Genomic DNA, 21,862 nt, shown 5'->3' with positions numbered 1-21,862 from the left:
CCTCCTCAGTCAGTCTGCTCCATCTGCTGAAGCAGGTGGAAATGGTTTTTTTGAAACGTCAGCACACCCTCGTCCCGGAGCTTTCCAAGTGCGGTAGACATGGCGCTGCGGTCCACCGCCAGATAGTCTGCCAGCTGTTGGCGGTCCAACGGGATATCAAACTCCGGCCCTCCGGCCTGCATGGCCTGGGCGGACAGATAACTGAGCAGCTTGTCCCGGGTGGTGCGGCGGGCCATGTGGCCAATCTTCCGGGTGAGGGTCAGATTCCGCCCCGCCAGAATGGTCAGCAGGTTCCGGGTGAATTCCGCGGCGCCCGGCCGGGCACAGGACAGCGCCTGTACGCTGTTGAGAAACAGCACCTCCGCATCCGCTGCCGCCAGCACGGCCACCTCCAGCGGCTCACCGCCCAGACAGGCATAGGCCTCCGCAAACACCTCTCCGGACCGGGCGAGGCCCACAATGGTGCGGCTCCCCCAGAAATCCTCCTTGACGATATGCAGCGTCCCGGAGAGGACCAGCCCCAGCCGGTCCGCCCGCTCTCCCCGCCGCAGGACCACTTCACCCCGGCCACAGCGGCGCTTCCGTGCGCCCAGGCCCTCCAGCAGCGCAGGCAGCGCCTCCTGCGGAATCCCGCGGAACAACGGCGTCCGGAGAAGAAGCGCGGTAGAAACTTCCATACCATTTTCTCCATTCCGTTGTAAAAACAACATACTTTTTTATCCCATTGTACGATACTAGGTCTCAGAAAGCAAGCAAAACGTTTGAAACCCCAAAAAGGAGACACACTATGGTAAGAAGGATCATCGAGATCGATCAGGAGAAATGCAACGGCTGCGGCGCCTGTGCCGCAGCCTGTCACGAGGGTGCCATCGGCATGGTGGACGGCAAGGCGGTCCTGCTGCGGGACGACTACTGCGACGGTCTGGGAGACTGCCTGCCCACCTGCCCCACCGGAGCCATCACGTTTGTGGAGCGGGAGGCCGCAGCCTATGATGAAGCAGCTGTCCTGGCAAAGAAGGCGGAGGCCCTGAAAGGCACCGCGCCGCGGCAGACGCCGCCCTCCGGCGGCTGTCCCGGCAGTATGGCCCAGGCCCTCCGTCCGGCGGTGGCTCAGGCCGTTTCCGCGCCGCAGGACGGCGCGGTGTCCCACCTGGCCCAGTGGCCGGTGCAGATCAAGCTGGTGCCTGTGGAGGCCCCCTGGTTCAACGGTGCCCGGCTGCTGATCGCGGCGGACTGCACGGCTTATGCCCGGGCGGACTTCCACCAGCGGTTCATGCGGGGCCGCATCACGCTGATCGGCTGCCCCAAGCTGGATGAGGGAGACTATGCCGAAAAGCTGACGGAGATCCTTCGCCGCAACGATATCCGGGAGCTGACCATCGTGCGGATGGATGTCCCCTGCTGCGGCGGTATGCAGCGGGCAGCGGAGACGGCCCTGCGGCAGAGCGGCAAGTTCATTCCCTGGCAGGTGGTGACACTGGGCCGGGATGGAAATATTCTGGAATAATAGGAGTGACCAATATGAACGCAACAGTAAATGAGAACTGCATCGGCTGCGGCCTGTGCGCCGGCACCTGCCCGGAGGTATTCCACATGGGCGACGACGGTCTGGCCCACGGCAGCGGCATCCCGGAGGGCCAGCTGGAGGCGGCCCAGGAGGCCCGGGACGGCTGCCCGGTCAGCGCCATCAGCATCGAAGCATGAAAGCAGGCCCTGTCCACATGGACAGGGCCTGCTTTCATGCCGGTCTTGCGGTGCGGGTCCCAGTATACCGTTAAAACAGCCCGGTCTAGGAATGCGCCCGCGGTGAAGTCGCACAGCCTGTAATTCCCGGCCGGGTCTTCCAGCTGAATTTCCCCTTCTTGTGAAAAGGCGAATCGAAAACCGACGGTTTTCTGAAACCGGCCTCCGGGAGCTGTGCGTTTCCCTTGCAGCCCCAATCCCTGTGCCCCGTTGTGATAGGACGGCACCAAGCGGAAGCCCGAATTGCCGCACCAGCGAATGGGCTGCGGGCAGCCCTGCGGCGGGGCTGCCCCTGCTGGCCGCAGAAGGAAAGGGGGGCGCACCGGAAGGCAAGTTCCCCACCCCCGCGGGGACTGGGCCGCCGCGCCCAGGCAGAAGCAGGCCGGGCCTCAAGAGGCCCGGCCTGCTTTAACGGATTTCCCGCCTTTGGACTGTGCGCACCGCCCGGGGCAGCTCACAGGTTGGTGTCCAGCACGCCGCTAAACGCCTGGGGCGGCATCACGCCCACCTTCCGGTCAAATTCCTGGCCGTTCTTCAGGAACACCACCGTGGGGATGCTCATGACTCCGAACCGCCGGGCCAGATCCGGCTCCTCATCCACGTTCACCTTGCCCACCAGGACCTTACCCTCGTACTGGTCTGCCAGGGACTCGATCACCGGAGAGAGCATCTTACAGGGGCCGCACCAGTCGGCCCAGAAGTCCACCATCGCCAAGGGGGCCGCCGCCACGGCGGCGTCAAATTCCGCAGTCTTGAAATGCTTGATTCCCATACGTCATGTCTCCTTTATACACTCAAATTTGATGTTGTACGTTCAGCTCTGTTTTTCCCGGCGCTCCTGAGCCGCCGCCCAGGCCGCCGCACTCTGCCCGGCGATCAGCCCATCTCCCGCGGCCTTGGAGACCTGAAGGGGACCGCCGGTGCAGTCTCCCGCGGCAAACAGGCCGGGGAGGTTGGTGGCCATACGCCGGTCCACCGTCACATAGCCCTGTTCCACCGCCAGCCCCGGGAACAGCTCCGTGGGGGCCATGGTGGGCCGCAGGATGAACACGCCCTCCGCCGGAATGGTCCGGCCGTCGCAGGTGACGGACTCCACCCGGCCGTCGCCCCGGATCTCGCACTGCTTGGGGCGGTCGAAATAGGTCACGGAGCAGCCGATTTTCTGGAGAAACTCCGCCTCCTGCCGGGCGGTGTCGGTGTATCCCACCACCGCCACCGGCTTGCCCCGGTAGAGCATCCCGTCGCAGGTGGCGCAGTAGCTGACGCCCCGGCCCAGAAGCTCCGCCTCGCCGGCAAACTTCTTCCCGCGGGCCACGCCCGCCGCCAGCACCACAGCCCTGGCGTTGTACATATCCGGCCCCACGCTGACATACCAGGCGTCCGGCATCTGCACGGCGTTCAGCACCTTGCCCGCCAGAAACTCCACCCCCGCCTGCTCCGCGTGCCGGCGCATGGCGGCCAGCATCTCCGCGCCGGACAGGCCGGGCAGGCCCAGGTAGTTGTCCACCTTCTCCGCCCGCCAGAGAGGATTTTCCTCCAGGGGATTAGAGACCACCAGGGCGCTGCGCCCCCGTGCCCGGACGTTGATGGACGCGGACAGCCCCGCGGGGCCGCCGCCGATCACCAGCACATCATAGGACATAGGAGTCCGCCTCCTCTCCCAGCAGGTCGGCCACCAGGGAGGCCACCTCCCGGGACGCCACCTGATAGTATACCTCATTTCCGGACCGTTCCGCCGTCACCACATTGGCCGCCCGCAGCTTCTGCAGATGCTGGGAGATGCAGGACTGGGACATGCCGGTGGACGCCTCCATGCAGCCCACATTGTGGCACCCGGAAATCAGCAGGCCGTGGACGATCTGCAGCCGGATGGGGTTGGACAGGGCCTTCAGCAGCGATGCCCGCTCCTCATAGTCGATCTGCTCTTCCACGATTCCACCGCCTCTCTCTTGGATTCTGGTATTAGATTATCAGAATATTCTCATTTTAGAAGTGGTTTATGCAACACTTTTGGAATTTTTTGCAGGGCCGGCCTCCCGGCTCGTCCGGGCAAGAGACCGTTGCTTTTGCACCGGAAGTCTGCTACACTGAATACGGTATATACGCAAGCTGAGAGCCGGCAGAGCGTACGCTCCACCGGCTCCCTATTCAAAAAAGCGGCGGCGCCCCGCCCAGGGGCGGACGCTGCGCGGAAGTGCAGACTGGGGGGCGGCCTGCCGCTCGGGGTATCCTATGCGCCGGGTTCTTCCCGCGCCACAGGGCCCGGCAGCCCGATTCCGTCCGGTCTGCCGCCGGAATGAAAGAAAAGAGGGGCTTTCCATGATAAAAATCGCACCGTCCATCCTCTCCGCGGATTTTGCCAATCTGGAGCGGGATATCCAGCGCATCTCCACCGCCGATTACGTCCATGTGGATGTGATGGACGGCATGTTCGTCCCCAACATTACCATCGGTATCCCGGTGGTGAAATCCATCCGCCCCACCACGGCGCTGCCCCTGGATGTTCACCTGATGATCGTGGAGCCGGGCCGGTATGTGGAGCAGTTCTGCGACGCCGGCGCCGACCTGGTGACGGTCCATGTGGAGTCCGACACGGAGGAAAAGCTCCACGACGCCATTGCCAGGATCCACGCCAAGGGCAAGCGGGCCGGTGTGGTGCTGAAGCCGAAAACGCCTGCGGAGACGGTCCTACCCTTCCTGAATGAGGTGGAACTGGTGCTGGTGATGACGGTGGAGCCGGGCTTCGGCGGCCAGAAGTTCATGGCGGATATGATGCCCAAGGTCTCCGCCATCCGCCGCTGGATCGATGAGAAGAACCCCGGCTGCGAGCTGGAGGTGGACGGCGGCGTGGATCCCGTCACCTGCAAGACCTGCATCGCCGCCGGCGCCAATGTGCTGGTGGCCGGCAGCGCCGTCTACAAGGCTGACGATATCCCCGCCCGCATCGCGGAGCTGCGGGGCTGAGGGCGCGCGCCATGCGGAATCTGCACGATCTGCCCAGGGTCCGGCTGGGCGTGTTTCCCACCCCGTTTTACCGGCTGGACCGGCTGAGCGAGCAGTACGGCCGGGGCATTTGGATCAAGCGGGATGACCTGTGCGGCGTGGCCCTGGGCGGCAGCAAGGTCCGCAAGCTGGAATTCGTTCTGGCGGAGGCCCTGGACCAGGGGTGCGACACGGTATTCACCACCGGCGGCGCCCAGTCCAACCACGCGGCCCTCACCGCCGCCTGCGCCGCGCGGCTCGGGATGAAGTGCATCCTGCTGCTGAAGCGCCGGGGCGTCACGGAGCACCGGGGCAATCTGGTGCTGGACGAGCTCTTCGGCGCCGAGGTGCGTCTGCTGGACATGGATTCCTATGACGAGATCTATGCAGAGATGCACCGGATCGGCGGCACGCTGGAGCAGGCGGGGCACAAGTGCTGCTATATTCCCGTGGGCGCCTCCACGGCCCTCGGCGCCGTGGGCTACGTGAGCGGCGCCCGGGAGATCGCCGTCCAGGCTATGGCTGCGGGCGTGCGGCTGGGACACATCGTCTCCGCCACCGGCTCCGGCGGCACGGCCGCTGGGCTGCTGCTGGGAGCCGGGCTGTTTCTGCCCGGTGTGAAGGTCACCGGCATCGCCGTGGACAGCGGCCCCTTCGACAAGATCGTCCCCCGCCTGGCAGGGGAGGCCGCAGCACTGCTGGAGTGCCCCTTCCAGCCGGAAGAGAATGCATTTCAGATGGTGGAGCACATGGGCCCCGGCTATGCCCTGCCGAATCCGGAGGATACCCCCTATATCGAGGAGCTGGCCCGGACGGAGGGCATCCTGCTGGATCCGGTCTACACCGGGAAGGCCTTTGCCGGCATGATGCAGCTGCTGCGCCAGGGAGCTTTTGACGGGCAGGACGACCTGCTGTTTGTCCACACCGGCGGCACGGCGGCCCTGTTCGCCATCGATCTGCCCCGGTGATCGCCTCTTTTTCCCATACCCGGCCGGAGACCGGATACGAACCCTTTGAAGGAGCATCAGACCATGGAATATTTCCCCGCACCTCTTGAAAAACTGGTGGAGCAGTTTGCCCGCCTGCCGGGCATCGGCGGCAAGTCTGCCCAGCGGCTGGCCTTTTACGTGCTGGGCCTGCCGGAGGCGGAGGCCAAGGAGTTCGCCGACGCCATCCTGGACGCCAAGAAAAGCGTCACCTGCTGCCCGGTGTGCCAAAACTTCACCGCCGGGGGGCTGTGTCCCATCTGCGCCTCCCCCAAGCGGGATGGCTCCGTTATCTGCGTGGTGGCGGATCCCCGGGACGTGGCCGCCATAGAGCGGGCCAGGGAGTACAACGGCCGGTATCACGTGCTCCACGGCGTCATCTCTCCCATGAACCACGTGGGGCCGGACGACCTGGCCATCAAATCCCTGGTGGAGCGGGTGGCCAGCGGCGAGGTGAAGGAAGTCATCATGGCCACCAATCCGGATACGGAGGGGGAGGCCACAGCCATGTATATCGCCAGGCTCTTAAAGCCCTTTGACGTGCGGGTGACCCGCCTGGCCTACGGCATTCCCGTGGGCGGACATCTGGAGTTCGCCGACGACGCCACGCTGATGCGGGCCCTAGAGGGCCGCCGGGAGATCTGAGCGCCCCGCCCCCTAAATAAAAACGCCGGATGGAAACCCATCCGGCGTTCGTTTTTTCATTTCTCCTTGGGCAAAATCAGGTTCAGCAGCACCGCCATGATAGTTGCGATCACCACGGGAGACTGTCCGAACACCATGGTGAACGCCTCCGGGAACTGGCTGAGGGCCTCGGAGGCCTGGGAAATCCCCACGCCCAGAGCAGCAGAGAGACCCACAATGGTGGTGTTCCGGGCCGTCAGGTCCTGGGAGGCGATGAGCTTCATGCCCGTCATGGCAATGGTGGAAAACACCGTCACTGTGGCGCCCCCCAGCACGCACTGGGGAATGGTGGTCAGCAGCGCCGCAAATTTGGGGGAGATGCCCGCCAGCAGCAGGAATCCCCCGGCAATGGCGAACACCGTCCGGTTCACCACCTTGTTGGTGGTGACGATGCCCACATTTTGGGAGTAGGTAGCCGTGGGCAGGCCGCCCATCAGCGCCGTCAGGATATTGCTGGTGCCATAGGCGATGATACCGCCCTGGAGCTCCTGGTCCGTGGGATCCCGGTCCAGGCCGCCCACGGTGGTGGCGGTGAAGTCGCCGATGGCCTGGATGGAGTTGATGGCAAACAACAGCCCGATGGCCACACAGGAGGCTGGATCGAACTTCAGACCGAAGTGTAGGGGCTCCGGCAGGGCGAACCAGGCAGCATTTCCCACGTCGGCAAAGCTGACCATGCCGAAGCAGAGCGCCACCGCATAGCCGAACAGCATCCCGATCAGGATAGAAGCCAGCTTGCAGATGCCCTTGGCCTTGTGGTTCAGCACCAGCACGACAGTCAGCGTCAGGGCCGCGATCAGCCAGTTCTGCCAGGAGCCATATACCAGCGCCTCCGTCAGCCCCTGTTGCGCCACCACGGATTCATAGGTGTTGCCGGTGCCGCCGGCCATGTAGTTGATGGCGGTAGGGTAGAGGGAGAGGCCAATGGTGAACACCACCGTGCCGGTAATGACCGGCGGGAACAGCCGGCGGATCTTCTTGACGAACACGCCCACCAGCACAGCCACGATGCCGCCCACGATCATGGCGCCGGCAATGGCCGCCACTCCGCCGCCGGAGGCGGCGATGGCCTGCATACTGGGAACATAGGCAAAGCTGACACCCAGGATCACCGGCAGGCCAGAGCCGAACCGCCCGCCGATGGGATACAGCTGGAGGAATGTGCACACGGCGGACATCACCAGGGATGCCTGGATCAGCAGCACCTGCTCCTCCTGGCTGAGGCCGATGGCTCCGGCGATGATGATAGGCGGGGTGACACACCCCACGATCATGGCCACCAGATGCTGCAGGGCCAGGGAGAGCGAGGTGCCGAGGGGCGGAATTCCCCGGGGCTGAAACAGCAGCTCCCGGCGGTCAAAGCGAGACTCCATGGGCAGGACTCCTTTCGGGCGGAAACTCCGCGCGTTCTGTGGTGCGGAAGTCGGGGCTTGAGGCTTCTGCTCTTATGATACCATGGATTTCCCCAAAAGCAAACAAAATTTTTGGTAACCTGAAAAAATAATTGGTTGTTTCGACAAAAGGGCGCCCCGGCTTTGACCGGGGCGCCCTTTTAATCAGTCTGCGATGGTGGGTACCGCGTCCGCGGGGATAGGGCAGGTGTAGCCTGCCGCCGTCCGGCGCTGAAACTCCGTCTTTGCCTCCTCCAGCAGGGCCGGGTCCGTCAGCAGGTCAATGGCGGCCGCCGCCAGGACCTTGCCGGCATGGAGGGCCGCCTTGTGGCCGATGTCTGTCCGGCCGCAGGAGACATTCTGCCAGCTATGGCCGGGGCAGCCGTTGGGCCAGGCGGCCACGTGGATCTGTGCAGTAGGGCACTGCCAGCTGACGTCGCCCACATCCGTGGAGCCGGGCTGGAAGGCGTCCCCTTGGTACAGGGGCAGCAGAAAGCGGTTCATGGCGTGGCCAGCCTGGGCCCGCCTGGCCTGGGCATCCGCTGCGTAGTCCAGATCATACTGGCTGCCCACGCCCGGCGCCCGGTCACTGCCGGAATAGGTCCCGGCCAGGCTGTCGGCAAAGGCCAGCTCCTCCGGCGTGTAACTGGGGACCCCCAGGGCCTCAAAATTTCGGTAGAGGACCCGCTCCAGGGCGTGGTTCGTGACGGTGTCCGCCAGGCCGTCGATGAATTTCTTCTCCACCGTAGTCTCAGTCATCAGAGCTGCGCCCTGGGCGATCTTGTCCACCCGGGCCTGCAGCTCCACGGCCTCCGCCACATGATTGGACCGGACCATGTACAGCACGCTGGCCCTGGGCTGGACCACGTTGGGACTCCGGCCGCCGGCATCGGTGATGGCGTAGTGGACCCGAGCCTTGTCACTCATGTGCTCCCGCAGGAACTGGACGCCCACGTTCATCAGCTCCACCGCGTCCAGGGCGCTGCGGCCACGGTCCGGGTCTCCGGCGGCATGGGCCGCCACGCCGGTGAAGTGGTACTGGGTTTGGATGCAGGAGTTGGAGGAGCCGGTAAGCACCTCGTTGGCGTCGTCCGGGTGCCAGGTGAGGGCCGCATCCAGACCGTACCATAGCCCATCCCGGGCCATAAATGCCTTGGCGGCGCCGCCCTCCTCGCCGGGGCAGCCATACAGTACCACGGTGCCGGGGATCTTGGCGGCCTCGAGATACGCCTTCACTCCCAGAGCGGCGGCCATGGCCCCGGCGCCCAGCAGGTTATGCCCGCACCCGTGGCCGCAGCCGCCGGAGACCAGCTCCTCCCGCGTCAGGCTGCCGCCCTTCTGGGAAAGGCCGGAGAGCGCGTCATATTCCGCCAGCAGGCCGATGATGGGCCGCCCGCTGCCGTAGAAGGCGGAGAAGGCGGTGGGGATGTTGCAGATGCCCCGCTCCACCTTGAAGCCCTCCTGCTCCAGCACTCGGCAGTACAGGTCGGCAGACTGCTCCTCCTGGAGAGACAACTCCGCAAAGGACCAGATCTCATCTGCCACCTGGGCTACCAGATCTGCTTTTTTTTCGATGGCGGCGACGGCCGCCTGCTTTTCTGCTGTCATGGGGATGCTCCTTTCTGCGCCGGATGCCCCGGCCCGTTAAAAAGGGCGCGCACAGATGTGCGCGCCCCGCAGTTGCCCGGTCCCGCCGCCCAGCGGGCGGCACTGGGCTCAGGCTGCCTTACAGTACCTTGCTGAGGAAGTCCTGGAGCCGGGGGTGCTGGGGATTTCCGAAAATGTCGGCGGGGGAGCCCTCCTCCAGCAGCTTGCCGTCTGCCATGAAGAGGACCCGGCTGCCCACCTCCCGGGCAAAGCCCATCTCGTGGGTGACCACCACCATAGTCATGCCCTCCTGGGCCAGCTCCTTCATGACCTCCAGCACCTCGCCCACCATCTCCGGGTCCAGGGCGGAGGTGGGCTCGTCAAAGAGCATAACCTCCGGCTCCATCATCAATGCCCGGACAATGGCAATCCGCTGCTTCTGGCCGCCGGAGAGCTGGATGGGATAGGCGCGGGCACGGTCCTGCAGGCCTACTCGGTCCAACAGGGCCAGGGCCTTTTTCTCCGCCTCGCCCCGGTCCATGTGCTTCACCTGGATGGGGGCTAGAGTCATGTTGTCCATGATGGTCATGTGAGGGAACAGGTTGAAGTGCTGGAACACCATGCCCATCTTCTGGCGGTGCTGGTCGATGTCCACCTTTACCGTTTTGCCCTCCGCATTTTTTATCTTCTTTTTTGTGATATCCACCCCATTGAAGATGATGGAGCCGCCGGTGGGCTCCTCCAGCAGGTTCAGGCTGCGGAGGAACGTGGACTTGCCGGACCCAGAGGGGCCGATGACCACCATCACGTCGCCCCGGTCAATGTCCACCGTGACGCCGTCCAGGGCCTTGATGGCGCCCCGGTTGTAGTATTTCTTCAGGTCCTTGACTTGGATCAGCTTATCTCCGGTCGCCACGGCTCATTCTCCTTTCGAAGTAAGCGATGATCTTGCTGGTGGGGAACGTCAGGCAGAAGTAGACACAGGCGGCCACCACAAGCGGTTCCGCAATGCGGTAGGTCGCACCTTTGATGGAGGAAACCGCGTACATGATCTCCTGAACGCCGATGGTATAGCAGATAGAAGACTCCTTGATAATGGTGACGAACTCGTTGGCGATGGCAGGCAGGATATTCTTGATAGCCTGCGGCAGAATCACGAATCGCATGTTCTGCACCTGGCTGAGTCCCAGGGACCGTGCCGCCTCCGTCTGACCGCCGTCGATGGACTGGATACCGGAGCGGATGATCTCGGAAAGATAGGCCCCGGAGTTCAGGGACAGGGCAATCACGCCCGGGAGGAACCGTTCAAAGCGAATGGTTCCAAAGATCTTGAAAGAGGGCAGATCAATATCTCCGAACACCACATAATAGATCATGAAAAGCTGAACTAGCATAGGGGTGGCACGGAAGACTTCCACGTAAACCGTGGCGATGAAGCTGAGGGGGTTAAATCTGCTGAGGACCATCAGCACGCCCTGTTCCCGGAGATGGCCGTCCTTGGTCAGACCCAGAAAGCGAAACGGCCGCACATTGGACAGCCGCATGATGGCCAGGAGCAGTGCCAGGACAAAACCGAAAATCACGGTCAGCAGGGAGAGGGAGACGGTACAAATCAGGCCCTCTTTGAAAAGGTCTATGTACTCCCAAGTTCTTTCGAAACCGGCGGCTGTAAACACGGGCGGTTCCTCCTTCTATCTTTACCAAAATATATGAGAAAGCGGCCAATTCCTCCCTGCGCAGCCGCAGGGAGGAATTGAAAGTTTTACAAGCTTACTGAACGGCCTCGCCGTTTTCGTCCACCAGGCCCTCGATGATGTCGCCAGAAGCCAGCTCGTTGGCCGTAAGCACATACTGATCGAAGGAGCCATCCTCCTTGGCGGCGGCGATGGCACGGTTCACACCCTCCAGCAGGGCGGCGTTGCCCTTGGTGACGCCCACCACAGAGCCTTCGGCGTCATAGGGGACCTCCAGCACCAGACACAGCTCGGGATACTGGGTGGCATAGCTCTCGGCCACCATGGTCTCGATAAAGGCGCCGTCCAGCTTGCCGGTCACCAGCTCGGCGATGATATCGGGCACCTTAGCGAGCTCGATGATATCAGCGTCCGGGGTGTTCTCATGCGCCAGATCCGCCTGGATAGAACCCACCTGAGCGCCGATCTGATAGTCGGCATTGTTGGCATCCTCCAAAGAGGTGAACAGGTCTTTGTTGGACTCCACGCACACGAAAGACTGGCCGCCGGTGATGTAAATGTCAGAGAAGTCCATGCTGTCGGCACGCTTGGGATCGGGGGAGTACCCGGCCATGCCCAAGTCCACATTGCCGTTCTGCAGCTCCATGATGGTGCCGTCAAAGTCCATGGGAACGATCTCCAGGGACAGGCCCAGGTAGTCGGCGATATACTGGGCCAGGTCCATATCAAAGCCAGCCAGCTGGGGATCGCCGTTCTCATCAATGGCGTAGAACTCATAGGGGGCGAAGTCCGGGCTGGTGGCGACGGTGAGCTTCCCGCCCTCCACAGTGGTGATGGCGGCCTTCAGCTCGTCGTCAGTCATGGAGGCGTAATCCGCAGTCTCCTCCGTGCCGGAGCCCTCGCCGTCGGCGGTGTCATCCGCAGTGTCGTCGCTGCCGCCGCAGGCCGTGACGGACAGCGCCATGGCCAGCGTCAGAATCAATGCAAGAAACTTCTTCATGGTATCGCAATCTCCCTTTTTCATGCTCCCGCGGTCGCGGGGCGGTTTTCTCTGAATTTCCAAGGGAGGAAGCACCTCCCGCCGGAACATGCCTTACCTTATCACGTTCCCTCCCTCTTGTCAATAGATTTTCGTGCAAAAATGAATATTTATTTGCCCCTGTTGGTGGAGTGCTCTATTTTATCCGGTTCAATCCCGGAAAAACAGCCGAAAATTTGTGAATATTTCCAGCATCGATGTATATTGCAGATGAATAAAAGAGTGAATATTCAGATCCGACTGCAAGAGGGCGGGGAGGCCGCTTTTCCGGCCTCCCCGCCTTGGGAGCCTGATTCACTTTTTCAGCACCGCGTCCCCGAAGGGTGCCATCTCCAGCCGCACGAAAAAGCCCTGGTCGTGCTGGCACACAGGGCAGACCTTGGGGGCTGCCGCCCCCTCAAAGATATAACCGCAGTTCAGGCACATCCAGGCGCACTGGACATCGGAGACAAACAGCTTTCCCTGTTCCAGCAGATCCGCCAGCCTGCCGAAGCGGTTGCCATGGGCCTGCTCGATCTCTGCGATCTTGTGGAAGGAAGCCGCCACAGCGGAAAAGCCCTCCTGCTGGGCCACGTCGCCGAAGGTCTTGTATACCGGGTCGTGCTCCTCATACTCGTTGTGCTGCGCCTTGCGGAGCAGCTCCTTCACATCGTTCGTCAGGTCCACGGGATAGGTGCCGTCGATGGCCACGGTCTGGCCCGCCAGCTCTTTCATGTGGTTGTAAAAAATCTCCGCGTGCTCCTTCTCCTGGTCCGCAGTGAAGCGGAACACCGCCTCCACCACATGCAGCTTCTGCTGGCGGCAGACGGAGGCGGCAAAGGTGTAGCGGTTCCGGGCCTGGCTTTCGCCCGCAAAGGCCCGCATGAGGTTTTTCAGGGTCTCGCTGTTCTTCAGATCCACAGACATACGGATTCCTCCTGTTTTCGGTGAGATAGGGGTATTTTCCCTCCGACAGGGGACGGCTATACCTGAATGATAAAAAACAGGCCCTGCGTCTGGTAGACACAGAGCCTGTCCGCTTTCCGTCATGCCTCGGGGAGATGGTATTTCTTCCGGTCGCGCCGCAGGTCCTCGCCGAAGGCGCCGCCGGCCTTCACCTCCTGCAGATAGGCGTGGCGGCCGGGGCCGCCGGAGCACTCCTCAATGACGCTGACGGCGATGTTGGAGCAGTGATCGGACGCCCGCTCGATGTTGGTCAGCAGGTCGCTGAGCACAAAGCCCAGCTGGATGGTGCACTGGCCCGCCTGGAGCCGCTGGATATGGCGGCTTCGGATCTCCTCAATCAGCTGGTCGATGGTCTCCTCCAGGGGTTCCACCCGGCGGGCGGTCTCCATGTCCGCTGCCTGGAAGCTGCGGATGGTCAGGTCCAGGATGTCATCCAGCGCGGAGAGCAGCACCTGCAGCTCTTCCCGGGCGCTGTCAGAGAACCGGAGCTCCTTGTCGTGGAGCTCCTGGGCGGACTCCTGGATGTTCACGGCATGGTCGCCGATCCGCTCGAAGTCCCCGATGGCGTGGAGCAAGCGGGAAACCGTGCGCATATCCTGCATGGACAGCCCGTGCTGGGAGATCTCCACCAGGTAGCTGCTGAGCCGGTCCTCGTAAATGTCCAGCTTGTCCTCGTTCTGCAGGATCTGGGTCTCCCGCTCCCGGCTGTACTGGGAGAGCTGGTCCGTCGCCAGGCAGATGTTCTCCCGGGCGGCTTGTCCCATGCGGCCTGCCATGGCGACGCTTTCGCTGACTGCCGCGCCGGGGGTCCGCAGCAGCAGGGGATCCAGGAAGGCGAAGCTCTCGCGGGTGTCCTCGGTCCGCACCAGTCTCCGCGCCAGCTTTTCCAGCTGGCGGGAGAAGGGCAGGAGTAGGATCGTGGTGAACACGTTAAAGGCGGTGTGGCAGAAGGCGATGCCCACGGCCCCCACGGCCTGATTCAGGAAGGTGAAGTGGAGGATCATGTCGCCGCCGTAGAAGAGGATCAGGCACACGGCGGTGCCGATGACGTTGAAGGAGATGTGGACCACCGCCACTCGCTTGGCGTTGCGGTTGACGCCGATGGAGCTGATGAGGGCGGTGACGCAGGTGCCGATGTTCTGCCCCATAATGATGGGGATGGCCATGCCGTAGGTGATGGAGCCGGTCATGGCCAGGGCCTGCAGAATGGCGACAGAGGCAGCGGATGACTGGATAATCCCGGTGAACACCGCGCCCACCAACACACCCAGCAGGGGATTTTCAAAGGCGGTGAGCAGCCCGGCAAACTGGGGCATCTCCGCCAGAGGGCTGACGGCGCCGCTCATCAGCTCCATGCCGTACATCAAAATGGCAAAGCCCATCATGATGCGCCCCACGTCCCGGCGCCGCTGGCGCTTGGAGCCCATGATCAGCAGGATACCCGCCAGAGCGATCAGGGGAGAGAAGTTCTCCGGCTTCAGCAGGTTCACAAAGACGTTCTCACTCTCGATGCCGGTGAGAGACAGAATCCACGCCGTCAGGGTGGTGCCGATGTTGGAGCCCATGATGATGCCGATGGTCTGTCTCAACTCCATGACGCCGGAGTTCACCAGGCCCACCAGCATCACCGTCATGGCGGAGGAGGACTGGATGGCGATGGTGATGCCCGCCCCCAGCAGCAAGCTCTTGAAGGGGCTGGAGGTCATGCGCTTGAGCATCCGCTCCAGCTTGCCGCCGGCCATCTTTTCCAGGCTCTTGGACATGACGGTCATGCCGTACAAGAAGAACGCCAGGCCGCCGCAGAGGGTAAAGACGGAGAAAATGTCCATAACTGCGCTTTCCTTTCCCAGTATTCCAGACCGTCTGGCACGGCCGGTCCGATTCTGTCATGTATACTGCGCTCCAACATTATATATGCAAAGCGGCACGCTGGAAAGAGGATTTCTAAGATTTTGTAAAATTTGCGTAAAAATATGGTAAAACGCAAAAAGCAGTACGGATTTCTTGTGCAAAACCACTTCCGCCAAGAGGAAACCGCCGCCCACTGAAAGATGGGCGGCGGTCTGCTGCTATTCCGGTGTCCCAGCGGAAGGTGTCTCCCGCGTCCAGAAGTCCCGCACCGCCTCCGCAGCCCGGCGGCCGGCGAAGAAGCCGTCCTGCCACAGGGCCAGGATCTTCTGCCGGTCCCGCTCCGTGCGGGAGAAGCCCCGGGTGTTCGCCGGCGCGATCACCAACACCCGGCCCTCCTGCTCCAGAGCAAACAGCTCCTCCCGGCATTGGTTATAGCGCTCCGCCCGGGTCCGCAGTCCTTCCAGAAAGACGGGGTATTTGCGGTACACCCGCCGGAACAGGGGCATCAGCTGCTCCGGCTCCTTCCGATAGCTCCGCTCCCGGGTCAGGACAACCACCACCCGGTCGCAGCCCACCGCCAGCGCCCGCTTCCAGGGAATGGCGTCGGAGCAGCCCCCGTCCAGATAGGGGGCGCCGTCATCCAGCCGGATGGGCTGGAACAGCACGGGCATGGCGCATGTGGCCTGGAGCAGGAGGAAGCTGGCGTCCCGCCGGGGGACCTCCCGGTACTCGGCCCGGCCGGTCTGCAGGTTGGTGACCACCGCCTCCACCTGACCGGGATACGCCTCGAAGGTGTCGTAATCAAAGGGCACCAGCTCGTTGGGGATGGTGTCGTAGGCGAACTTCAGCCCGAAGTAGCTGCGATTCCGGGGATCAAAGAAATTCCCCCAGCCCATGTACCGCCGGTCATTGGCGTAGTGCATCAGCAGCTGGAGATTCCGCCGCTTCTGCCGGGAGAGGTAGCTGACGCCGTAGGCAATCCCGGCCGAGACGCCGATGGTGTAGTCCGGCATGGGCAGTTTCTCGTTCAAAAAAGCGTCGCACACGCCGGAGGAGAAGATCGTCCGCAGCGCGCCGCCCTCCAGCACCAGACCTGTTTTCATGGAGCAGTCCTTCCTTTCTGTGTATTCATGATCTTCCAGCAGTTTTTCATCCGGGGCCGTCGCGCCGCCCCGGTTTTCCGTGCGGCCACGCCGTCCGCTTCCGGGCGGAGACCAGCAGCATCATGGGGCGGCGGAGCTCGTCCCGCATTCCCGGCTGGCCCAGCATCCGCGCCGGCGGCTGAGGCTCCACCACCCGCAGCAGCTGGAATCCGCCGGTAAGCAGGCCGTCCAGATAGGTGGTGAGGGTGCGGTGGTACTTGGTCACATCCTCCCCCAGAAAGCGGGCGGTGCGCCGTCCCTCCTCGAAATACCGGTCCACAGGGAAGTGGAGGGGGGTGCCGTCCGGGCCGTAGTACCACTCCTGGGGACCGGCAGCAGTGAAAATGGGGTGCTCCACAGAGAAGACAAAGTCGCCGCCGGGTGACAGGCACTGCCGCACCCGCTCCAAAAAGTCTGTAAAGGAAGGCAGATAGTGGATGGCCAGGGAACTGAGGACCACGTCAAAGCTCTCCGGCGGGAATGGGGTCTCCGCCATATCCCCCCGGATATAGGTCACCTGCGGAGCCGTGGTCTTTTCCCGGGCCACGGCCAGCATTTTCTCCGACAGGTCCACGCCGGTGACAGCCGCCGCGCCGTGTTCCGCCGCATAGATGCAGTGCCAGCCGTAGCCGCAGCCCAGATCCAGCACCCGCTTCCCGGCGAAGTCCGGCAGCAGGGGCTCCAAGGACTCCCACTCCCCGGCGCCCGCCAGTCCCAGGCGGGAGCGGTCCATCTGGCTGTATTTTTCAAAAAACCGCTCTCTGTCGTAAGGACTCTTCTTCATCCTGCGCACTCCTGTGAAGGTGATATGGTACAGCATAGCACAGTTCGGGAAAAAAGGGAATCACCGCTCCGCTTATAAAGATTTTGTAAATTTCTGCTTTTTCGTCACTGTGGGCGGCCTATTTATGTTATTATAATCATATCTATATAAATTGTATGAATTTTGGAGAGGTGATGAGATTGCCGTGGAAGAGACGAGAGCAATGGCAGGAACGATTGGGGCGGAATAAAACCATCCTCTGGGAAAAGCTCCGGGAAGCCTTGGCCTCCGTGGTCCCCATTACGGTGATCGTGCTGATCCTCAGCTTTACTGTTGCGCCCATCCCCACCGAGACGCTGCTGGCCTTTCTGATCGGCGCGGTGATGGTGATTCTGGGCATCGGCCTGTTTTCCCTGGGCGCTGACACCGCCATGACCCCCATCGGAGAACGGGTGGGCGCCGCCATGACCCGCTCCAGAAAGCTCTGGGTTGTGGCGGCTGTCGGCTTTCTGATCGGCGTCATCGTCACCGTGTCGGAGCCGGATCTCCAGGTGCTGGCCCAGCAGGTGCCCGGTGTGCCCAACGCCACGCTGGTGGGCGCTGTGGCCGTGGGCGTGGGCGTTTTTCTGGTGATCGCCATGCTGCGCATCCTGTTCCGCATTCCCCTGAACCGGATGCTGATCGTGTTCTACATCCTCGTGTTTGCGCTGGCCCTCTTTGTACCGGAGGACTTCCTGGCCATCGCCTTCGACTCCGGCGGCGTCACCACGGGTCCCATGACCGTGCCCTTTATCATGGCCCTGGGCGTGGGCGTGGCCTCCATCCGCAGCGACGAGAATGCCGCCCAGGACAGCTTCGGCTTGGTGGCTCTCTGTTCTGTCGGCCCCATCCTGGCGGTGATGGTGCTGGCCCTGATCTACCCGGGCGCGGGCGTCTACACCCCGGTGGAAATCCCCTCCGTGACAGACAGCCGGGCTCTGTGGCACCTGTTTCAGGTGGAACTTCCGGCGTATCTCAGCGAAGTGGCGGTGTGTCTGGCCCCCATCGCACTGTTCTTCGCCGTTTTTCAGGCGGTTTCCCTGAAATTAAAGAAGAAAAAAGTATTGAAAATTGTCATCGGCATCCTGTATACTTATGTGGGTTTGGTCCTGTTTCTTACGGGCGCCAACGTGGGCTTCATGCCGGCGGCCAGCTACCTCAGCCGCCAGATCGCCGGCCTGTCCTTCAACTGGATCCTGATTCCCATCGGAATGCTGATGGGCTGGTTCATCGTCCAGGCGGAGCCTGCGGTCCATGTTCTGAACAAGCAGGTGGAGGAGATCACCTCCGGCGCCATTCCCGGCAAGGCCATGAGCACCAGCCTCTCCATCGGCGTGGCGGTTTCCATCGGTCTGGCCATGATGCGGGTGATGACCGGGATTTCCATTTTCTGGCTGGTGGTGCCGGGGTATCTGGCCGCCATTGTCATGTCCTTTTTCGTCCCCAAGATCTTTACTGCCATTGCCTTTGACTCCGGCGGCGTGGCCTCCGGGCCTATGACGGCCACCTTCCTGCTGCCCTTTGCTCAGGGCGCCTGCGAGGCCTTGGGCGGCAATGTGGTGACGGACGCCTTCGGCGTGGTGGCTATGGTGGCTATGACGCCGCTGCTGACCATCCAGATGCTGGGCCTTTTGTATCAGCTCAAGATGAAGAGAGCCGCTCAGGAGACGCCTCCCGCCCCGGTGGACGAGGAGATCATCGAGCTGTGAGCAGTCCGTCCGACATCGTAAAGAGAGGAGAGACCGCCATGCAGGGCGTCGATTTGTTCATCACCATCACTGACCGCAGCCGGGCAGAGCAGTTCGCCGCCTGGTTCCGGACCCACGGGATCTCGCTGGTGCTGACAGCTCTGGGTCAGGGCACCGCCACCACGGAGGTGCTGGACTTTCTGGGCCTGGAGGCCACGGAGAAGGCCGTGCTGTTCTGCGTGTCCCCCCGGTCCCCCCGGCTGGTGCGCCAGGCGGCCCGTGACCTGTGGCTGGATGTGCCCGGCCAGGGCGTTTTGATGACTGTGCCGGTGAACAGCATCGGCGGATCCACCGCCAAGGAATATCTGCTGCATGAACAGGAGGGAGAAACTGCTATGGAACGGGAGATTGCCCACGATCTGATCGTGGTCATTGCCAACCAGGGGTCCACCGACCTGGTGATGGACGCCGCCCGGGAGGCAGGCGCCACCGGCGGCACGGTGATCCACGCCAAGGGCACCGGCACAGACCTGGTGCGGAAGTTTTTCGGCGTGTCCATCGCGTCGGAGCAGGAGATGGTCTTCATCCTGGCCCGGAGCGAGGCGAAGAAGCCCATTATGAAGGCCATCATGGCCAAGGCGGGCATCCAGAGCGCCGCTCAGTCCCTGGTGTTCTCCCTGCCGGTGGGTGACATCGCCGGCCTGCGGGAGCTGGAGCAGCCCGAAACCTGACTTGAATTCCGGAGCGGTCCGCGCCTGACGCGGACCGCTTTTTTTTGCCATTTCCATTTTTTCCGGCAAAAGGCCCTGGATTTTTTTCGTTTTTTCGGAAATTCCTGCTATTTTGTGTTGGTTTTTGAATTTTTTGCAAAACCTTGGGTATCTCGACAGATTCAGACAGAATTTCGCCCGGCCTTTGTGTATGATAAGGGCAGTCCCCAGATCTTGTGGCGGTTTAGAAAGGATGAATACCAAATGCAGAAGGTCTCCAAGGAATATCTGTTGCTCTTCAACGCCATCACCGATGCGGAGGAATCCCTGCGCCGGCTCCAGGCCCGGCTGATCGATGCGCAGCAGAAGGCGGAGGAACTTTTCATCACAGACGATGAAGCCGATCCGCTCTCCCGAAACATATAAGGCCCCCGCCGGACGGGGCCGCCGCTTTACCAGCGTCCGGCAGTGTCTCAGCGGGGTCACCGGTTTCGGCCGGCAGACCCCGCTTTTTGTTGCTTTTGCCCGTGCATAGGCAGTGTCCATGTGGTATGATAAAATATAATCTCCTTCCGCCTTCCGGCGGATGCAGAGCAGTACAGACCGAGAGAAGGAGGCGCGGCCATGCTGTATATCGGCTGCCATCTGTCCTCCTCCAAGGGCTTTGCGGCCATGGGCCGCCAGGCGCTGGAGCTGGGGGCCAACACCTTTCAATTTTTCACCCGCAATCCCAGGGGCAGCCGGGCCAAGGACCTGGACCCGGCGGACGCTGCAGCCCTGCGGGACCTGCTGGCCCGGCACGGCTTTGGCCCCATTGTCGCCCACGCTCCCTATACTTTGAACCTCTGCGGCGCGGAGGAGAAGAACCGGATATTCGCCCGGGAGACCATGGCGGACGACCTGGCTAGGCTGGAGCATGTGCCAGGACAGTATTACAACTTCCATCCCGGCAGCCATGTGGGGCAGGGAAGCGAGACCGGCATCGCTCTCATTGCCGACGGACTCAACGCCATCCTGCGGCCCGATCAGGCCACCACCGTTCTGCTGGAGACCATGGCAGGCAAGGGCAGCGAAGTAGGCGGCCGTTTTGAGGAGCTGCGGGCCATTCTGGACCGGGTGGAGCTCTCCGGCAAGGTGGGCGTCTGCCTGGACACCTGCCACGTGTCCGACGGAGGATACGACATCGTCCACGACCTGGACGGCGTGCTGACAGAATTTGACAGCATCATCGGCCTCCGGCGGCTGAAGGCGATTCATTTGAACGACAGCAAGAATCCCCCCGGCAGCCGCAAGGACCGCCACGCCTGTCTGGGGGAGGGGACCATCGGTCTGGAGGCGCTGGGGCGGATCGTCCGCCACCCGGCGCTGAAGGATCTTCCCTTCTGTCTGGAGACCCCCAACGACCTGCCCGGCTATGCCCGGGAGATCGCCCTGATGCGGGAGATGGCGGAGGCGTGACGGGATTGGAGGATGCTGCCATGGAGTATCGTGTGGACGACCGGAGCCTTTCCGGAGAGACCTTCCTCGACTTTGTCCAGCAGGTCTGGCCGGGAGCGTACAATCTGGAGCAGACCCGCGCCGCGCTGTCAAAAACGATGAACTTCACTGCCTGGGACGGCGGCCAGCTGGCGGGCTGCCTGCGAGTCCTCACAGACGGCTGCTTTTTCGGCACCATCACGGAGCTGCTGGTGTTGCCGGCATATCAGCGGCAGGGCATCGGAAGCCGGCTGCTGCGGCTGGCTGCGGCCCATACCCCCACGCTGCTGTATTTCGGCGCCCAGCCGGGGGCGGAAGCGTTTTATGAGAAAAACGGCTGCCAGCGGAGCCTGCCGTCTTATCTGATCGAGCCCAAGAAAGACGGCGCTTCATAAAAAAGCAGAAGTCCCGGCCCTAAAAAGGGCCGGGACTTTTTTGCATACAGCCACTCACTCCGCCATTCCCAGGCGACGGCGCAGGTCCGTCCGCACCGCGTCCAGATCCGGGTCGCACAGCAGCGGCACGGCCTCCGCCAACTCCGCCGGGGGCAGGTCCCACCACCGCCATGCCAGGAGCAACTGGACCAGATCCTCTGGGAACCGCTGCTTCAGCACGCGGACCGGATTGCCGCCCGCCACGGTATAGGCGGGCACATCCTTCGCCACTACGGAGCGGGCCGCAATGATGGCGCCGTCGCCGATGTGGACCCCCGGCAGGATCACGCTCTCCCGGCCGATCCACACGTCGTTGCCCACCATGATGTCCCCCTTTCGGGGCAACTGGCCCAGGTGAGGCGGCGCTTGGTCAGCCCATGCCCCGCCGAACACCTGGAAGGGGTAGGTGCTGACGCTGCTGGTCCGGTGGTTGGCCGGGCCCATGATGAACTGGGTCCCGGCGGCGATGGAGCAGAACTTGCCGATAATGAGCCGGTCCCCGAACTCCGGATAGTTGAACAGGACGTTGTTCTGTTCAAACCCCGCAGGGTCCACCGGATCGTCGTAGTAGGTGTAATCCCCGATCTGGATGTTCGGGGCCGTCACCACATTTTTGATATAGCAGGATGTGCCGTATTCGTTTGGAAAAACCGCGTCGGGGTCCGGAAGCCCCATGCCGCGGATGGTCTGATTCATGATGTCTCCTCC

The 21,862-nt window shown here is 62.6% G+C and carries 24 protein-coding genes; 10 read left to right on the top strand and 14 right to left on the bottom strand.

The features are described 5' to 3' along the window. Window positions 1–5: 5 nt before the first annotated feature. On the bottom strand, window positions 6–677 hold the full coding sequence (locus tag OCV80_RS13565) for a Crp/Fnr family transcriptional regulator (protein ID WP_021750999.1): 672 nt from the start codon (window positions 675–677) through the stop codon (window positions 6–8). A gap of 110 nt (window positions 678–787) precedes the next feature. On the opposite strand from OCV80_RS13565, the gene OCV80_RS13560 reads away from it, so the two are divergent. Both OCV80_RS13560 and OCV80_RS13555 read left to right on the top strand, forming a co-directional pair. Beyond that, complete coding sequence (locus OCV80_RS13560) at window positions 788–1,507, top strand: ATP-binding protein (protein ID WP_021751000.1); 720 nt, start codon at window positions 788–790, stop codon at window positions 1,505–1,507. A 14-nt stretch (window positions 1,508–1,521) separates the two neighbouring features. Next, complete coding sequence (locus OCV80_RS13555) at window positions 1,522–1,704, top strand: ferredoxin (RefSeq protein ID WP_021751001.1); 183 nt, start codon at window positions 1,522–1,524, stop codon at window positions 1,702–1,704. 493 nt (window positions 1,705–2,197) lie between these two features. Here OCV80_RS13555 and trxA read toward each other — a convergent pair whose 3' ends face one another. Genes trxA through OCV80_RS13540 form a run of 3 tightly spaced genes read right to left on the bottom strand, consistent with a single transcriptional unit; the run spans window position 2,198 to window position 3,674 of the window. Beyond that, on the bottom strand, window positions 2,198–2,515 hold the full coding sequence (trxA, locus tag OCV80_RS13550; RefSeq protein WP_021751002.1) for a thioredoxin: 318 nt from the start codon (window positions 2,513–2,515) through the stop codon (window positions 2,198–2,200). 42 nt (window positions 2,516–2,557) lie between these two features. Further along, window positions 2,558–3,385 (bottom strand): NAD(P)/FAD-dependent oxidoreductase, encoded by an 828-nt coding sequence (locus OCV80_RS13545; RefSeq protein WP_021751003.1) that lies wholly within the window; start codon window positions 3,383–3,385, stop codon window positions 2,558–2,560. Beyond that, window positions 3,375–3,674 carry an ArsR/SmtB family transcription factor gene (locus OCV80_RS13540; RefSeq protein ID WP_021751004.1) on the bottom strand — a complete coding sequence of 100 codons (300 nt, stop codon included), beginning with the start codon at window positions 3,672–3,674 and terminating at the stop codon, window positions 3,375–3,377. The genes OCV80_RS13545 and OCV80_RS13540 overlap by 11 nt, the downstream gene beginning before the upstream one ends. Window positions 3,675–4,062: 388 nt before the next feature. On the opposite strand from OCV80_RS13540, the gene rpe reads away from it, so the two are divergent. From rpe to recR, 3 genes are all read left to right on the top strand, one after another. Further along, the gene (rpe, locus tag OCV80_RS13535) at window positions 4,063–4,707 is read left to right on the top strand and encodes a ribulose-phosphate 3-epimerase (protein WP_021751005.1); all 645 of its coding nucleotides are present in this window, start codon (window positions 4,063–4,065) and stop codon (window positions 4,705–4,707) included. 11 nt (window positions 4,708–4,718) lie between these two features. Further along, the gene (locus OCV80_RS13530) at window positions 4,719–5,693 is read left to right on the top strand and encodes a D-cysteine desulfhydrase family protein (protein WP_136891340.1); all 975 of its coding nucleotides are present in this window, start codon (window positions 4,719–4,721) and stop codon (window positions 5,691–5,693) included. 63 nt (window positions 5,694–5,756) lie between these two features. Then, the gene (gene recR / locus OCV80_RS13525) at window positions 5,757–6,356 is read left to right on the top strand and encodes a recombination mediator RecR (protein ID WP_119310385.1); all 600 of its coding nucleotides are present in this window, start codon (window positions 5,757–5,759) and stop codon (window positions 6,354–6,356) included. Window positions 6,357–6,412: 56 nt separating this feature from the next. Here recR and OCV80_RS13520 read toward each other — a convergent pair whose 3' ends face one another. The 9 genes from OCV80_RS13520 to OCV80_RS13480 all read right to left on the bottom strand — a co-directional run bounded on the left by OCV80_RS13520 (window position 6,413) and on the right by OCV80_RS13480 (window position 16,828). After that, window positions 6,413–7,768, bottom strand: a complete 1,356-nt coding sequence (locus OCV80_RS13520) for a uracil-xanthine permease family protein (protein ID WP_136891339.1) — start codon at window positions 7,766–7,768, stop codon at window positions 6,413–6,415. A 183-nt stretch (window positions 7,769–7,951) separates the two neighbouring features. After that, window positions 7,952–9,394, bottom strand: coding sequence for a M20 family metallopeptidase (locus tag OCV80_RS13515; protein ID WP_136891338.1), 1,443 nt, complete (start codon window positions 9,392–9,394; stop codon window positions 7,952–7,954). 118 nt (window positions 9,395–9,512) lie between these two features. Further along, complete coding sequence (locus tag OCV80_RS13510; RefSeq protein WP_181446436.1) at window positions 9,513–10,271, bottom strand: amino acid ABC transporter ATP-binding protein; 759 nt, start codon at window positions 10,269–10,271, stop codon at window positions 9,513–9,515. 1 nt (window position 10,272) lies between these two features. Next, on the bottom strand, window positions 10,273–11,049 hold the full coding sequence (locus OCV80_RS13505) for an amino acid ABC transporter permease (protein WP_021751011.1): 777 nt from the start codon (window positions 11,047–11,049) through the stop codon (window positions 10,273–10,275). Between the two features lie 94 nt (window positions 11,050–11,143). Then, window positions 11,144–12,067 (bottom strand): transporter substrate-binding domain-containing protein, encoded by a 924-nt coding sequence (locus OCV80_RS13500; protein WP_083491015.1) that lies wholly within the window; start codon window positions 12,065–12,067, stop codon window positions 11,144–11,146. Window positions 12,068–12,400: 333 nt separating this feature from the next. After that, window positions 12,401–13,012 carry a rubrerythrin gene (rbr, locus tag OCV80_RS13495; RefSeq protein WP_136891337.1) on the bottom strand — a complete coding sequence of 204 codons (612 nt, stop codon included), beginning with the start codon at window positions 13,010–13,012 and terminating at the stop codon, window positions 12,401–12,403. 119 nt (window positions 13,013–13,131) lie between these two features. Then, window positions 13,132–14,880: a Na/Pi cotransporter family protein gene (locus OCV80_RS13490; RefSeq protein ID WP_136891336.1), complete on the bottom strand. Its 1,749-nt coding sequence runs from the start codon at window positions 14,878–14,880 to the stop codon at window positions 13,132–13,134. 240 nt (window positions 14,881–15,120) lie between these two features. Continuing rightward, the gene (locus tag OCV80_RS13485; protein WP_021751017.1) at window positions 15,121–16,005 is read right to left on the bottom strand and encodes a patatin-like phospholipase family protein; all 885 of its coding nucleotides are present in this window, start codon (window positions 16,003–16,005) and stop codon (window positions 15,121–15,123) included. Window positions 16,006–16,051: 46 nt separating this feature from the next. Then, the gene (locus tag OCV80_RS13480; RefSeq protein WP_119310380.1) at window positions 16,052–16,828 is read right to left on the bottom strand and encodes a class I SAM-dependent methyltransferase; all 777 of its coding nucleotides are present in this window, start codon (window positions 16,826–16,828) and stop codon (window positions 16,052–16,054) included. A 173-nt stretch (window positions 16,829–17,001) separates the two neighbouring features. Here OCV80_RS13480 and OCV80_RS13475 point away from each other — a divergent pair, with 173 nt between their 5' ends. The 5 genes from OCV80_RS13475 (at window position 17,002) to OCV80_RS13455 (ending at window position 21,115) form a co-directional block, all read left to right on the top strand. Further along, a complete protein-coding gene (locus OCV80_RS13475) occupies window positions 17,002–18,555 on the top strand; it encodes a DUF1538 domain-containing protein (RefSeq protein ID WP_119310379.1) in 1,554 nt (517 codons plus the stop codon). Further along, a complete protein-coding gene (locus OCV80_RS13470) occupies window positions 18,552–19,265 on the top strand; it encodes a P-II family nitrogen regulator (RefSeq protein WP_021751021.1) in 714 nt (237 codons plus the stop codon). The genes OCV80_RS13475 and OCV80_RS13470 overlap by 4 nt, the downstream gene beginning before the upstream one ends. A gap of 243 nt (window positions 19,266–19,508) precedes the next feature. Beyond that, the gene (locus tag OCV80_RS13465) at window positions 19,509–19,670 is read left to right on the top strand and encodes a hypothetical protein (protein ID WP_156909670.1); all 162 of its coding nucleotides are present in this window, start codon (window positions 19,509–19,511) and stop codon (window positions 19,668–19,670) included. A 198-nt stretch (window positions 19,671–19,868) separates the two neighbouring features. Beyond that, entirely contained in the window at window positions 19,869–20,702 is an 834-nt protein-coding gene (locus tag OCV80_RS13460) for a deoxyribonuclease IV (protein ID WP_021751023.1), read from the top strand. 20 nt (window positions 20,703–20,722) lie between these two features. Then, window positions 20,723–21,115, top strand: coding sequence for a GNAT family N-acetyltransferase (locus tag OCV80_RS13455; RefSeq protein ID WP_036631186.1), 393 nt, complete (start codon window positions 20,723–20,725; stop codon window positions 21,113–21,115). A gap of 54 nt (window positions 21,116–21,169) precedes the next feature. Here OCV80_RS13455 and OCV80_RS13450 read toward each other — a convergent pair whose 3' ends face one another. Continuing rightward, complete coding sequence (locus tag OCV80_RS13450; RefSeq protein ID WP_119311865.1) at window positions 21,170–21,829, bottom strand: CatB-related O-acetyltransferase; 660 nt, start codon at window positions 21,827–21,829, stop codon at window positions 21,170–21,172. Window positions 21,830–21,862 lie beyond the last annotated feature (33 nt).

Origin of the sequence: Oscillibacter acetigenes, from assembly GCF_025567605.1 — a bacterium.
Taxonomy (GTDB): domain Bacteria; phylum Bacillota; class Clostridia; order Oscillospirales; family Oscillospiraceae; genus Oscillibacter; species Oscillibacter welbionis.
The sequence above is the reverse complement of the archived record's forward strand: the minus strand, read 5'-3'. Positions and strand labels throughout refer to the sequence as shown.